11 protein-coding genes are annotated in these 13,921 nt (G+C 40.0%); 10 read left to right on the top strand and 1 reads right to left on the bottom strand.

The features are described 5' to 3' along the window. Positions 1 to 213 precede the first annotated feature (213 nt). From Ana3638_RS23120 to Ana3638_RS23080, 9 genes are all read left to right on the top strand, one after another. Positions 214 to 1,071 (top strand): MurR/RpiR family transcriptional regulator, encoded by an 858-nt coding sequence (locus tag Ana3638_RS23120; RefSeq protein WP_161840135.1) that lies wholly within the window; start codon positions 214 to 216, stop codon positions 1,069 to 1,071. Next, the gene (gene murQ / locus Ana3638_RS23115) at positions 1,064 to 1,957 is read left to right on the top strand and encodes an N-acetylmuramic acid 6-phosphate etherase (protein ID WP_161840134.1); all 894 of its coding nucleotides are present in this window, start codon (positions 1,064 to 1,066) and stop codon (positions 1,955 to 1,957) included. The genes Ana3638_RS23120 and murQ overlap by 8 nt, the downstream gene beginning before the upstream one ends. A 121-nt stretch (positions 1,958 to 2,078) precedes the next feature. Continuing rightward, positions 2,079 to 3,515, top strand: coding sequence for a PTS transporter subunit EIIC (locus Ana3638_RS23110; RefSeq protein WP_161840133.1), 1,437 nt, complete (start codon positions 2,079 to 2,081; stop codon positions 3,513 to 3,515). Then, entirely contained in the window at positions 3,516 to 4,589 is a 1,074-nt protein-coding gene (locus Ana3638_RS23105) for a MupG family TIM beta-alpha barrel fold protein (protein WP_161840132.1), read from the top strand. Positions 4,590 to 5,010: 421 nt separating this feature from the next. Then, positions 5,011 to 6,375 carry an MATE family efflux transporter gene (locus Ana3638_RS23100; protein WP_161840131.1) on the top strand — a complete coding sequence of 455 codons (1,365 nt, stop codon included), beginning with the start codon at positions 5,011 to 5,013 and terminating at the stop codon, positions 6,373 to 6,375. A 231-nt stretch (positions 6,376 to 6,606) separates the two neighbouring features. Then, a complete protein-coding gene (locus Ana3638_RS23095) occupies positions 6,607 to 8,004 on the top strand; it encodes a radical SAM protein (RefSeq protein ID WP_161840130.1) in 1,398 nt (465 codons plus the stop codon). A 365-nt stretch (positions 8,005 to 8,369) separates the two neighbouring features. Then, positions 8,370 to 9,260 carry a Cof-type HAD-IIB family hydrolase gene (locus tag Ana3638_RS23090; RefSeq protein WP_161840129.1) on the top strand — a complete coding sequence of 297 codons (891 nt, stop codon included), beginning with the start codon at positions 8,370 to 8,372 and terminating at the stop codon, positions 9,258 to 9,260. After that, complete coding sequence (locus tag Ana3638_RS23085) at positions 9,253 to 9,402, top strand: class I SAM-dependent methyltransferase (protein ID WP_161840128.1); 150 nt, start codon at positions 9,253 to 9,255, stop codon at positions 9,400 to 9,402. The genes Ana3638_RS23090 and Ana3638_RS23085 overlap by 8 nt, the downstream gene beginning before the upstream one ends. Beyond that, positions 9,399 to 9,821 carry an N-acetyltransferase gene (locus tag Ana3638_RS23080; RefSeq protein WP_161840127.1) on the top strand — a complete coding sequence of 141 codons (423 nt, stop codon included), beginning with the start codon at positions 9,399 to 9,401 and terminating at the stop codon, positions 9,819 to 9,821. Before Ana3638_RS23085 ends, Ana3638_RS23080 begins: the two co-directional genes overlap by 4 nt. Before the next feature lie 301 nt (positions 9,822 to 10,122). On the opposite strand, the gene Ana3638_RS23075 is transcribed toward Ana3638_RS23080, so the two are convergent. Then, positions 10,123 to 10,869, bottom strand: a complete 747-nt coding sequence (locus Ana3638_RS23075) for an SIMPL domain-containing protein (protein ID WP_161840126.1) — start codon at positions 10,867 to 10,869, stop codon at positions 10,123 to 10,125. Between the two features lie 1,026 nt (positions 10,870 to 11,895). Between Ana3638_RS23075 and Ana3638_RS23065 the strand changes: the two genes are divergently transcribed. Beyond that, on the top strand, positions 11,896 to 13,494 hold the full coding sequence (locus Ana3638_RS23065) for a carboxylesterase family protein (protein WP_161840125.1): 1,599 nt from the start codon (positions 11,896 to 11,898) through the stop codon (positions 13,492 to 13,494). Positions 13,495 to 13,921: the final 427 nt, after the last annotated feature.

Raw genomic sequence — 13,921 nt, 5'->3', positions numbered from 1 at the left:
TGACTTGAGGGATACCCTTTGCAAGTTTCCCATTAATCAGATTTTACGAAAATCAGGTCCTTTATTTCCTTGATAATTTATCATATAATGAAAAAAAGTTTCATTAAACTGAAGCTATATTGAAAATATAATACAAAAAAGCTAGAATGAATTTATCAGTAATGTGAAACAAAAGTTAAAAATTCTTTCGGCTTTACAGAGAGGAGAATACCTATGAAAGGGTTACTCGTAAGAATTGAAGACTATTTTCCAAATGCCGGAGAAGCAGAAAAAGAGCTGATAAAAAGACTGCAGAAGAATCCGGAATCCGTACTGAGAAAAAGCATAAAAGAAATTGCCAGAGAAACATATACTTCTCCGGCTACTATCGTAAGACTGTGCAAGAAGTTGGGGTGCAAAGGTTATAAGGATTTTCAGAATACTTTAGCCTACGAGGTGGCCTTGTTTCGGGAGAGCAGGGATATTGCTTTTCAGAAAATTACACGGGAGGATACGGTAGAAAATATTATTTACAAGGTAACAAAGAAAAACATTGAGTCTTTGGAAACCACCAGAAAGCTGCTTGAACCGAAAATAATAACGGAATGTGTTAAGCTGTTGGAAAACAGCAGAAGTGTAACGGTATTCGGACTTGGAACCTCCCTTTTGGTTGCCAGAGATTTATATTTAAAGCTGCTTCGTGCAGACGTTATCTGCAATGTATGCGATGACTGGCATGCGCAGCTCTTAGCTGCAAGAAATTTAAGGAAAAATGACCTGGCAATCGTCATCAGCTATTCCGGTCTCACAGAAGAGATGTTAGAATGTGCGAAACAAGCAAAAGCGAACAGTGCCAAGGTAATAGCAATTACCAGGGCAGTAGAATCCAAACTTGCTGCGGAAGCTGATTTTGTACTGCCGGTAGCAGCTACGGAACTGATTCACCGAAGTGGAGCAATGTCTTCAAGAATTTCACAATTAAACGTAGTAGACATATTTTTCACTGCTTATGTAAATAGAAATTACGAATTCTGTATGAAGCAGTTCGGCAGGACCCATATACAGAAGAATGGAGGAATAGAACATGATTGATTTATCAAAACTAATAACGGAGTCACGAAACCCGGATACCTTGAATTTAGATGAAATGACGCCATTTGAAATAGCACAGATAATGAATCAGGAAGACGAAAAGGTTGTAAAGGCAATAAAAGAAGTAATTCCACAGATTGCCACGGCTATAGAATGGGCGACACAAAGCTTAAGGGCAGGCGGAAGAATTATATATATTGGGGCAGGAACATCAGGACGGCTTGGACTTTTGGATGCGGTAGAATGTCCCCCGACTTTTGGTGTTTCAAAGGAACTTGTAGTCGGCCTTATTGCAGGCGGGGAAAAAGCTTTTGTAGAAGCCGTGGAAGGTGCGGAAGACAGTGAAACCCTATGTGAAGAAGAACTAAAGGAAGCCGGGCTGTCTAAGGAAGATATCGTAATTGGCCTGGCTGCTTCAGGAAGAACTCCTTATGTGATCTATGGGCTTAAGTATGCCGGTTCCATGGGCTGCAAAACTGTTGCGGTCGCATGTAACAGGGGATCGGATATTGGCAAAGAAGCAAAGCTTGCGATAGAACCGGTTACCGGACCGGAAGTATTAACGGGGTCTACAAGATTAAAGGCAGGCACAGCGCAAAAAATGATTTTGAACATGATTTCTACCGGCAGCATGGTCGGAATCGGAAAAGTGTATGAAAATCTCATGGTTGATGTAAAACAAAGCAATGAAAAGCTGGTGGTAAGATCACAGAATATTCTGATCACCGCCACGGGATGCAGCAGAGAGGAAGCAAGAACTGTGCTGGAACAGGCAGACGGGCACGTAAAAACAGCCGTTACCATGATTTTGTCGGGCTGTGATGTTGAGGAAGCAAGGCAAAAGCTATCACAAGCCGGAGGGAATGTCCGCTTGGCTTTGAAATAAAAAAGGAAAGAAAGGAGTTATGCTTAGCAATCCGGTAGGACAGATAGAATATGTATTTTGCATTCTTTCTGCCTTGACAGATTATTTTGAACAAGTTAATTAAATTTAGAGGAGGTAATTTATGGACTACAAGCAAATCAGTGAAGAACTATTTAATTTATTGGGAGGAAAATCTAACATCACTTCCAATGCTGCCTGTATGACAAGGCTTCGTATCGGCATCAAGGATATGTCCAAGGTCGATATTGAAAAGGTAAAAAAGGTGGAAGGAGTACTTGGAGTAGTTGAAAGTGATACACTTCAGGTTGTTTTCGGGCCTGGTAAAGTCAACAAAGTATTGGACGAATTTTACAAACTCACAGGACTTGCCAAAGGTCAGGCAGAGAATGCTTCGGCAGGGACGGATATTAATGAAGTGACCAGAGAAAATAAAGAGCTTCAAAAGGCGAAATATGATAAACCGGTCCAAAGATTTTTAAAGAAAATAGCGAACATATTTGTGGCATTACTTCCAGGAATTATTGCTGCAGGTTTGATTAACGGAATCTGTAATGTAATTAATGTTTCTACTAATGGAGTTTTATCAGAAACCTGGTGGTATGCCTGCATCCGCACCATGGGCTGGGCGTTGTTTGCTTACCTGCCGATTCTAGTAGGTTATAACGCAGCTAAGGAATTTGGGGGTTCCGGTGTTCTGGGAGCAATCGCAGGTGCCATGTCAATTTCAAATGTTGCTATGCCTTTACTTGCAACAGTCAATGATAAGCAGATTTTACTGCCGATTACCAATTCTGTTTTTAATCCTGCAGCAGGCGGTCTTTTGGCAGCATTAATTGCAGGTATGTTCTTTGCAGTACTGGAAAAGAAAATCAGAAAACACATGCCGGATTTAATTGATACCTTTGCCAGTCCGTTACTGGTACTGATTATCGGCGGACTTGTTGCATTGTTGGTAATACAGCCATTAGGTGCAGGTCTTACAAAGGTTATTTTTGCTATTTTAAGTTTTGCCTATGAAAAGATGGGTGTTGTGGGAGGTTATATTTTATCCGCAGGTTTCCTGCCTCTGGTAGCGGTAGGACTTCATCAGGCATTAACACCGATTCATGCTATGTTAAATGATCCTGCAGGTGCCACAAAAGGTATTAACTATCTGCTTCCAATCCTTATGATGGCAGGCGGCGGTCAGGTTGGTGCCGGTATTGCTTTATATATGAAAACAAAGAATAAGAAATTAAAAAGATATATAAGGGATTCCATTCCTGTAGGAATTCTTGGTATCGGAGAACCAATGATGTACGCGGTTACTTTGCCTCTTGGCAGATCCTTTATTACAGCCTGTATCGGCGGAGGTTTTGGCGGGGCGTTAGCGGCACTGTTACATCTCGGAACAGTTTCCCAGGGTGTTTCCGGCGTGTTTGGTCTCTTAATCGTAAGTCCCGGACAGCAGCTTGGATTCCTTATTTCCATGCTTGTGGCTTATGCAGGCGGATTTCTGGTAACATACTTCTTTGGTGTTAATGAAGACAGAATCAATGAAGTATATGGTGTTGAATAAATGAATACAGGAATTTCTTTATATTTCTTAAATGGTTCGGAGAAAAATGAAAACCTGATAAAAAGGGCGGTGATTAACGGAGTGAAGTATATTTTTACTTCACTCCACATCCCGGAGGAATCAGGGGTTGATTACCGGTTGGATATGCAAAGGCTTCTGACCCAATGCAGGGCGGAAAATTTAAACCTGATCGTGGATGTAGGACCGGAAACCTTTGAAAAGCTTGGTGTAAAAAATATGGAAGAGCTAAAGGAGCTTGGGGTTACACATGTAAGGCTTGATTATGGATTTACGGCAAAAGAGACGGTTCAAATCTCCAAGAGCTTTCATGTTGTATTCAATGCTTCTACGATTATGGAAGAAGAACTGGCGGAATGGAAGAAATACGGAGCTGATTTTACGAAATTTGCAGCGTGCCATAATTTTTATCCGAAGGAGTTCAGCGCATTGACCATTCAAAGGGTAAAGGAAATAAACCAGCGGTTAAAATATCTTGGCTTTACTACCATGGCATTTGTTCCCGGGAACTTAGAATTAAGGGGGCCTTTGTATGAAGGACTTCCGACGGTGGAAGAACATCGAAACCGCAAGGATGAGGTTGTTTTGAATATGCTGGAGCTTACTTATGAGGGCAGCTGTGATGTGGTATTGATCGGTGATGTGGATATAAAAGAGAAAGATTGGAACGGTTTGAAATGCTTAAGTGAAAATTATGTGGAGCTTGAAGCAGATGTCCTTCCGGCCTATGAGTTTGTAAGAAATACCATACATCATGACAGACCGGATTCCAGTGAGTATGTCATCCGCTCCCAGGAATCCAGACAGTACAAACAGGAAATTAAACCGGAAGAAACACCTTTAGAGTTTATAAGTCAGGGAAATGATACACCTCTTAGAAAGACAGGAAGTATTTTTATTTCAAATAATAAATATTTAAGATATATGGGTGAGCTGGAAATTGCCCGGGTAGATTTACCCAAGGAGGAACGGGTAAATATCATAGGGCAGATTAATAAAAATAGTATAAAATACTTACCATATATTAAAATGGGTTTGGGAGTTAAATTGATATAAAGAATGGAAATAAAGCCTCTTGTGCACAGCTGATTTTTCCTGGTTTCCGCTTCTATGGGGATTAAGACTATCAAATATTTAAATAATATGGTTATATGGAATAATAGTATGAAAAAGACTAACGGGTGAACTGGCCCCATATGTTAGACCAAAATCTAACACAGGGGAGGTCAGTTCAAGGTCTCGTTAGTCTTTTTCTCATTATAGACGGAAATTATGTATACTTTAAATGACTTGCTAAAAAAGAAGGCATGGCTTACTTCCTGTGATGCAGAGGTTTTGAATCGTAGAGAGAAAGCAGAACATTAAAAAGAGAATGACAGAATCCTGCAAATAAACTATTTTTTCTTGCCAGATATATCTATTTGATTTACAATAATATTCGTTGCATAAATAAGGTATATATAAAACGAGGTAGACGATGAAGAAATGGTTTCGACTAGATAAGAGAGCGGATAAAGAAATAATTTCGCTGGCATGGCCTTCCATTACCGAGCAGATACTTGAGATGATGGTAGGCATGGTTTCCACAATTTTTATGGGTAGAATAGGTATTTATGCAGTTGCAGCCGTAGGTATGGTAAATATGCTTATGGGGTTTTTGCAAACGGTTTTTTCGGGATTATCCATAGGAACAACAGTAATTATAGCAAGGGTTACGGGGGAAGGCCGCAACGAAGATGCAAAAAGAGCATTAATTCAATCAGGATATATGGCAATTATAGTCGGGGTATTGATAGCAGTTATAGGCAGGGTGTTTTCATTGCCGTTACTGGGTTTATTTTTTGGTAAAGCGGAACCGGAAGTATTTGAAGCCGGAATCAGTTATCTCAATATCATACTTATAAATCTGCCTTTTCTTGTGCTTGATATCATTGTTTCGGGAGCTATGAGAGGAGCAGGGGATACAAAAACTCCGATGATAATCACTGGCGGAGTTAATATTTTAAACATCATATTGAATACGGTATTGATATTTGGTGTGCCTGCCTTACATATCCCTGCATTTGGCATTGTGGGTTCCGCTACGGCAGTAACGGTTTCCAGAATCATAGGTGTGACTGTCAGGGTTTTGGTTTTATACAACTTTAAAGGTCTTAAACTGAATCTAAGCCTAAAGGATGATTATAGAATCAGGGGAGATATGATTAAACGGATCATTAATATAGGCATCCCCGGTTTCATCGAGCAGGCAGTTATGCAGGGCGGTTTCCTGGTACTGCAGATTATCATTGTCCCGCTGGGAACAGTCGCTATGGCGGCATATCAGATCGGTTTAAATATAAATGCACTGGCTTTCTTCCCTATCTTCGGCTTTGCTATAGCAAATACAACTCTTGTCGGCCAGAGCCTTGGGGAGGGGGATTATGAAAAGGCGGAAACCTATTCCCATGAGAGCTTGAAGATAGCAATGGCAGTGGCTTTTGTTATTGGTATCCTAATGTTTATTTTCTCTAAACATCTTGCGGGTTTGTATTCCGGCGATCCCCTAGTAATAAAGGAATCCATCGGTATAGTCTGTACATTTGGAGTGATAGAGCCGCTTCTGGCGGTACTTAATCTATGTTCGGCAACATTAAAAGCCGCCGGAGACATTAAGTATGTTATGATTACTTCCTTTGTAGGCTTGTGGACTTTCAGGGTTTTATTGTCTTTCCTGCTTATCAGCTGGTTTGGAATAGGCCTGACCGCAGTTATGATAGGTATCTTTTTCGATTTCAGCTCAAGGTCTGCCATGTATCTTATCAGAGTGAATCATGGAAAATGGAAATTTCTCGCAGTGTAAAGATGGCGGAGTTTTGAAGTTTTGTTATCAGGGAATTTAATTAGAGGCGAACAAATTCTATGAAATGTATTTTTAATTAGGGGTAATTATGAAAAAGGAGCTCAAAAGGCTCCTTTTTTTCTGTAGTTTTCGAGAGAAATCCATTCTCTTTTTTCTTTGTTCATTAAGAACTATTCGCCAGAATATAACATAAATTGATTATATGAATGTTAAAAAGTAAGGAGGCAGGTAATGGTAAAAGAAAAATTCCTGACTATCATGACGAATACCGTATATAACTATATGAACCGAAAGCCGGAGAAACGAATGCTTAAGATAGTTGGGTTAGTAGATAAATCAGATAAAAAAGATATTCTGAAAGCACAGCGTATGGTATTTCGTAAAATTATCGAGGATAAGGATAGTAACTGGTATAAATATATACTTAGTATGTGGGAGGATATTGATCCCGGAATAAGAAAAGTCTTCTTCCGCAATTTTATATGTAATGCTACGTTATTTTCCAGCAAAGATCATAATAAGCTGCAAAAGAAATATGGCTGCAATATCCCCTTTGCAATATTAATGGATCCTACCTCAGCCTGCAATTTAAACTGTACCGGGTGCTGGGCAGCACAATACGGCAATAAGCAATCCATGAGCATTGAAACACTGGATAATATCATTAAACAGGGTAAGGAGTTGGGGGTACATTTTTACGCTTACTCAGGAGGAGAACCTCTTATCCGTAAACAGGATATCATAAAACTTTGTGATAAGCATAAAGACTGTATTTTCACCGCATATACCAACGGAACACTGATAGATGAAGCATTTGCAGATGAAATGCAACGTGTAAAAAACTTTATACCGGCAATAAGTATAGAGGGCTTTGAAGATGAGACTGACGCAAGAAGGGGAAAAGGAACTTATAAAGCAGTTGTCAGGGCTATGGAGATATTAAAGAAGAAGAAATTAGCTTTCGGCGCATCGTGCTGTTATACCCGCAAGAATATAGAAGTTATAGGAAGCGAAGCATTTATAGACGACCTGGTAGCCAAAGGGGCAAAGTTCGCATGGTTCTTTACTTATATTCCAGTTGGTGCGGATGCTGTACCGGAGTTAATCGTCACTGCAGACCAACGTGAATTAATGTATCGCCAGATTCATAATTTCCGTAAGACAAAACCGATATTTTGTGTGGATTTCTGGAATGACGGGGAATATGCCGGAGGTTGTGTTGCAGGTGGGCGCAGATATCTGCATATCAATTCGGCCGGAGATATAGAACCCTGTGCTTTTGTCCACTATTCCGATTCCAATATTTATAATACACCGATTCTGGATGCGCTTCAAGGACCGCTGTTTATGCAGTATTATAAAAATCAGCCCTTTAACGGCAATCATCTGCGTCCATGTCCGCTGTTAGATAATCCGGAACGTCTGGTTGAAATGGTAGAAAGGTCCGGAGCTAAATCAACGGATTTGCTTCACCCGGAAGATGTACATGAATTGAAGCAAAAATGCGGGGAAACAGCAAGTCAATGGGCCGTTACTGCAGACCGCTTATGGGCCAAGACTCATACCTGTTATAATTGCGGTTATTGCAGGAACGGAAAGGATAAGACTACTGTAAAGGAACTCAAATAATTAGGAATAGGTTTATAACCCGGAAGGCAGTGTCCAATTAAAGTCTCAACAGGTTTTGCTGATTGTATGAATGAATGATCACAAAACAATTTCACAAAACAGTATCACACAACAATATCACAAAACAATATCACAAAATAATATCAATAAGTAATATCAATAATTAATATCGGTATATAATATCAATAAATCGTAAGGGATAGCATATTACATTTTGTGGGGTATGCTATCCTTATTATGTAAACCTGTTTTTCTGCTTCTGATACCCAATAAAGATACAATCCGACAATTTAAATAAAATAATGGGTAGCGCAAAAGAAAAAGTATGGTAAAATAATGATGATAAAGGGCAGGAGGTTTGATGCATGATTAAATGGATAGTTTTGGATATGGACGGCACACTGTTAAATGAAATAGATCAGATTACGGAACGGACAAGAAGCTGTCTGATCCGTTGTCAGGAGAGGGGAATTCGGATTATATTAGCCAGCGGACGGAGTTATCCGCGTCTGCTCCCTTATGCGCAGCAGCTGCAGATGAAAGAACATAATGGTTACTTAATCGAAGTAAACGGAATGGCAACATATTATCTGGCCACAGAAGAAAGGCAGGTTATACGGCAGCTGCAGGAAGAAGATATACGGACTTTGTTTGCATTTGGGCAAAGTATGGAGGTAGAAGTGCAATGCTATGAGGATCAGGCAATTTATTATTGGATACCGGAATGGCAAAGAATAGAGAAAGAAAAAGAACGTACCTTACGTGGTCTGCCAAAAGATTATCCGAATCTTGGCGGAGCATGGACCTGGATCACAGATATAACGAATGGTTATCCGCTGCAGAAACAGATACAGTCGGTGGAAGAAGTACCAAAGAAATTGAATAAAATAAATTGCGCTGCGGACCCTAAAACAAATCAAAGAGTGTATAACAGTCTGAAAGAACAGTATGGTGAAGATTATGAAATAGTAAGAAGTTGTCCAAGGTTGATCGAGATTTCTCCCAAGGGAATTACCAAAGGGCAGACTTTAAAATATTTCATGAATAAATTTGATATTAAATATGATGAAGTACTGGTTTTTGGAGATGGAGAGAATGACGTTGATATGTTTCGTCAGATAAAATACAGCGTTGCAATGGACAATGCGGAAGAATTTATAAAAGTACAGGCTTATACCGTTACGAAAAGCAACAAAGAGGAGGGTGTGGCACTGATTCTGGAAAAATTATTGGATAAGATGGAGACAGTTGAATAATATAAGAAGCTGCGAAAAAGAATACCACGTGATATTTCATCACTATGACGGCGAAATGATTCCCTTTGAAGATGAGACATTTGACGTTGTAATCGTATGGAGTCAGACCTTTGAGAAAAAATCATGGAAGGATAAAATATGATAAGAGAATTTAAAATCAGCGATTTAGAATCAGTTATGAACTTATGGCTTGATACAAATATACAAGCTCATGATTTTATTCCCCAAAGCTACTGGATAGGAAATTATGACAAGGTAAAAGAAATGTTACCTGATGCAACCATTTATGTTTACGAGAACAATGATATGCTTCAGGGATTTGTTGGTTTAATGGGCAATTATATTGCAGGAATATTTGTTGAGGTGAGCTGTCAATCCATGGGTTTAGGGAAAGCGTTACTCGATTATATTAAGGCAAACCATTATGAATTAACTTTGCAGGTTTATAAAAAGAATGTCCGCGCGGTTACATTTTATCTAAGGGAGTCATTTGCAGTCACAAAAGAACAGCAAGATGAAAATACCGGCGAAACAGAACTTGTAATGCATTGGACAAAATAAACATTAATCAGATTATTTTGCAGCAAAGCAGGTTAGTAACGAATAGAACCGGTATTCGACAACGGATAAAGTACCCGTATACAGATACCAAAGCAGACCGAAAATGATATGCTCCTCCTTGCAAATGACAGTACTATTATTTAAACTGTCTGCCACAAGGGGAGCATAATTTACGGCCTGCTTTTTAGTTGTTATTATAACGATTTATATTACTGCAATAGTATAATGAGTTTTCCGGTTTTCAAATCAATCGTCCGTTATACTGTAAATAAGCGATATAATAGGGTACAATTTTAAGAAATTATTCTCCGATTTCAAAGGTACAATGAACGACAGCTGTGATCTCTTTCTCCATTGAAGAGGTATCATTTACTCCATAATCTTCAACATCATTGGAATATAACGGAGTAATCTGCATAACACCCATATCGGCTTTTGTTAAACCACCAAGCTTGCTTCCAGCGTTTTCAGCGATCATCTGAGCACGTTTCCTGGCATCTTTGGTTGCTTCGGCAAGCATCGTAACCTTTAAATCAGCTAATTTGGTATAGAGATATTGTGGATTATAGGATTGGAACTGTACACCGTCATTCAGAAGCTCAGTAGCACTTCTTGAAATTTCTGTTACTTTATCAATTTCAGAGGAACGAATCGTGATGGTTTCACTTAGATCATAATTATTGATCTCATTTGTCTGTATTCCATTAATATCGAACACATAATTAACCATTGTGTTAATTGCTGAAAATATAATATCCTCTTCTTTGATTCCCTTACCCATAAGATATTTTTTTACCTTTTCCCGGTCTGTTTCCAGTTGGGTATAGGCATCCTTCAGTACAGGGGATTGTTTATTGAAATAACCCGTCCATACAATCAGATCCGAAGTGATCTGTTTTTTGGCTGAACCGGTAACTTCTATACTGGTTCTGGTGCTTTTAATCTTAACGAGTCCGTTCACTCCTATCAGCGATGCAGCTACGATACCCGCCATAAGGATCACTGCAACAATGATATTCCCTATCATCCTATGTTTGTTATCATTCATAACTATGTATCCTCCTATAATACGATCCTTTTCATACACCTATCTTACTCTCATGCCTAAAATACTTCAAGTTTTATTAAATAAAATTAATACATTTAATAAAAACTTAAAATATTACCAAATACTGCTAATAGGGGAACAGCAGGCAACAGACATGGTAACGTTTATCTTTTGTTGAGCCGCCTTCTTCACACCATTCAAAAAAAGTCTGATGTTTTTAATATGGGTATTAACAATACGCTCGTCACCCCAGAAATCATACTTCCATAAAGTGTTTAATAGAAAACTATAAAAGTAAAAAAATTATAGATTATGGACATAATAGTTGATGTTTTTTGATTACTTGATATGATACTATGTGTTTGTCCTATAATTTATTGCAGGAGGGGGGATTTCGAATAAATTAGTTTTCACATTTATGGCTATAACATTATATGGATGTGAAAACAGCGGCAAAACACAAGATACGACGTCTACGATAAAAGAGACAACAAAGGAATAGGTAATACTAACGATAAACGCAAATAAGGAGACAGAAAAAGACACGAATACGGAACCAGCAGTGATAGAAACTTCGGCTGAAGATGCCTTGACAGTTATGGTATGACCAGGACTTACGACCGGCTGTAAGCGAGGCTCATCAGTCAACCAGTCAGAAAATCTCTGGCTGATAAGGACACCGGCACAAGCCAATGCAACACTTCAAGCATCTATGGCAGACGATATAGCAGAGTAATACCGTACTCACAGACTATTTGTGGAATTTTCCCATTTGCGTATAATATACTTGTCTATGATAAGCCATGATCGATATACTTGACGGTAGCGTTAACTGCGCACCGAACTCGATCGGCAAAACAAAGATAAAAATGAATTCACCTCAGAGGACGTGTTGTATGACAATGGCATAAATGAAGAAACCTCACCTGAGGTGCTTAACCACGTTGCGCTTTAGCAGCAAGTCAGAAACGAGGAAACCCAACCTCAGAAATAAAAGGGGCAAATAATAATAGGGAGGAAATCACTATGAAAAAAATCTTAACGATTGTCATTGCGATTGTCATAGCTTTAAACTTTCCGGTACCAACTATGGCCATTGAAATACCAGCCAGCAATAATGTGTACGTCTTTGAGGCGGGAGATTTTGAGGTGGTAGACGGCTGGTATATCGGCGAAATCAATGTCGGTTGGCACGGTAATGGTAATAATAAAGTCGATGTGGACTGGGCCGGCAACGAGGGCGAGGTCATCGTCACGCCGTATACGGTAGAGAATAACAAACAAGAAGCAGGCACGCTGGGAATCAAGATTGCGCAGACAACTGAGGAACAGACTGTTGTATTTACACTGACAAAGATAAATGGACAAAAGCTTGACGCTACAATTATGGTTCCCGCATTGTATGATGGCCCGATTTCATTTGACGTTTTAAGAACCGCGAACAACCCGGGATATTATTACTCCGGTGCACTGATCGATATGGGTGTTACTCTAACAGCCGACGCCGTGGATAAGGACACTTTCCTCGCGAAAGCCAGGGTAACCGAATATGACGGAAGTGTTCAGGGCTCTTTTGGAAATTTCGCTTGGGATCCTGAAAAAACGAGTTACGCTCTGGGCGATGGATGGGCTAGATGGAATATTGTTGATGCCTATGTTTCGGATGCCAATGGGAACAGAGTCGAGAAAGGGGAATATGTCAAAATCGACATCGAATGGCTGACCAGAACTGAGCCAAGCGGAGCCAGCAGCGCTAACCGCTATGACGTTCCCGCTACCCGAGCCGCGTGGTACACGGCAGGCGGATACATAGCCTATGCGAACATAGAGCTTGCTATTACACAAAATACAGTAATTCCTGGCATAGCGGAGGCGTCTTATGTTCAGGGAGAAACAAGGCACGATCCCCTATTCGACCAGTTTGAGATCTCGGATGCCCCTGGCGGAGGTAAGTACGCGCTGTATACCCCCGATAACGCAAGCGCAGACAATAAAAGGCCGATACTTATCTGGTTCCATGGCACGGGAGAACGCTATCATGGCGCTAACCCGGGCGGCAATCTCATAGGCAACAGAGCACTTTCGTTCGCTGATGAGGAATTTCAGGAGGACCTTGACGGCTGCTATATCTTGGCTCCGCAATCAACAACGGCCGGATGGAGCGGCAATCGGTTAAATGATATGGAACAACTTATCAATACGGTGGTCGCTGAAAATTATATTGACACAGACCGGATTTATGTTGGCGGTCTTTCCATGGGCACCGGCATGACAATTCCCCTGATAACATCTACTACCGAAAATAAAATTGATTTCGCCGCGGCGATTCTCTGCTCTGGAGGCAACTTAAATGCGGCACAGGCACAGATAATCGCCAGTAAGGGTTTCCCGGTGTATCTTGTTGGCAGCACGTCGGACGCCGCAGCCAACAACCTTCCTGCCTCTCTCGGGAACCTGTTGGCGGCAGGTGTTGACGCCAAGATGAAGCTGTATCCTGCGGGCCCCGTTTTCGACGGAACATATTATTTTGGCGCTCACGACGCATGGAATTATATTTATAACAATATTGTAGAGGACGAAGATGGCGTAACCATCTTCGAGTGGCTTGCTAATCAGAGCCGCTGAGTTTCCGGAGTGTTTACATAGATTCGCGGATGTGACAATCAATTCGATATCGTAGCCAAAAAAATGTAGCTGCGAATCGTAAAAACCCAGAAAATCCGAGAAGAAACCAAACCAAAATAGAAGAATGATACAAGGAAAAGAAAGTGATTCGGTTTCCTACAAGAGAGAAAATGAATGATTATTTGATGAAACAGGGGTTTTAAAGTTTTAAATAAACTTTGAGACCCTTGTTTCTTGTTATTTGGATATTCAATTATGGCTGAAGGTGATTAAATAATTGCTGCAAATGGGTAAAAGACTTTCCAAGTCGTAATATTTTATAGTTTTAGAGGAAGTGATACATCAAGAATTCCGTTAAATTTCCGTAAGCAGTTTTTTAATTATCGAAGTCTTTTTTTCGTCTATAGTAAAACCGTAAGCAATATTT

The sequence above is a fragment of the Anaerocolumna sedimenticola genome, from assembly GCF_009931695.1.
GTDB lineage: Bacteria > Bacillota > Clostridia > Lachnospirales > Lachnospiraceae > Anaerocolumna > Anaerocolumna sedimenticola.
This window is presented reverse-complemented; position numbering and strand designations above follow the sequence as displayed.

Excerpts from the sequence above, each read along its gene's own strand:
- Ana3638_RS23120 (WP_161840135.1), top strand. The coding sequence starts at position 214 with ATGAAAGGGTTACTCGTAAGAATTGAAGACTATTTTCCAAATGCCGGA.
- murQ (WP_161840134.1), top strand. The coding sequence starts at position 1,064 with ATGATTGATTTATCAAAACTAATAACGGAGTCACGAAACCCGGATACC.
- Ana3638_RS23110 (WP_161840133.1), top strand. The coding sequence starts at position 2,079 with ATGGACTACAAGCAAATCAGTGAAGAACTATTTAATTTATTGGGAGGA.
- Ana3638_RS23105 (WP_161840132.1), top strand. The coding sequence starts at position 3,516 with ATGAATACAGGAATTTCTTTATATTTCTTAAATGGTTCGGAGAAAAAT.
- Ana3638_RS23100 (WP_161840131.1), top strand. The coding sequence starts at position 5,011 with ATGAAGAAATGGTTTCGACTAGATAAGAGAGCGGATAAAGAAATAATT.
- Ana3638_RS23095 (WP_161840130.1), top strand. The coding sequence starts at position 6,607 with ATGGTAAAAGAAAAATTCCTGACTATCATGACGAATACCGTATATAAC.
- Ana3638_RS23090 (WP_161840129.1), top strand. The coding sequence starts at position 8,370 with ATGATTAAATGGATAGTTTTGGATATGGACGGCACACTGTTAAATGAA.
- Ana3638_RS23080 (WP_161840127.1), top strand. The coding sequence starts at position 9,399 with ATGATAAGAGAATTTAAAATCAGCGATTTAGAATCAGTTATGAACTTA.
- Ana3638_RS23075 (WP_161840126.1), bottom strand. The coding sequence starts at position 10,869 with ATGAATGATAACAAACATAGGATGATAGGGAATATCATTGTTGCAGTG.
- Ana3638_RS23065 (WP_161840125.1), top strand. The coding sequence starts at position 11,896 with ATGAAAAAAATCTTAACGATTGTCATTGCGATTGTCATAGCTTTAAAC.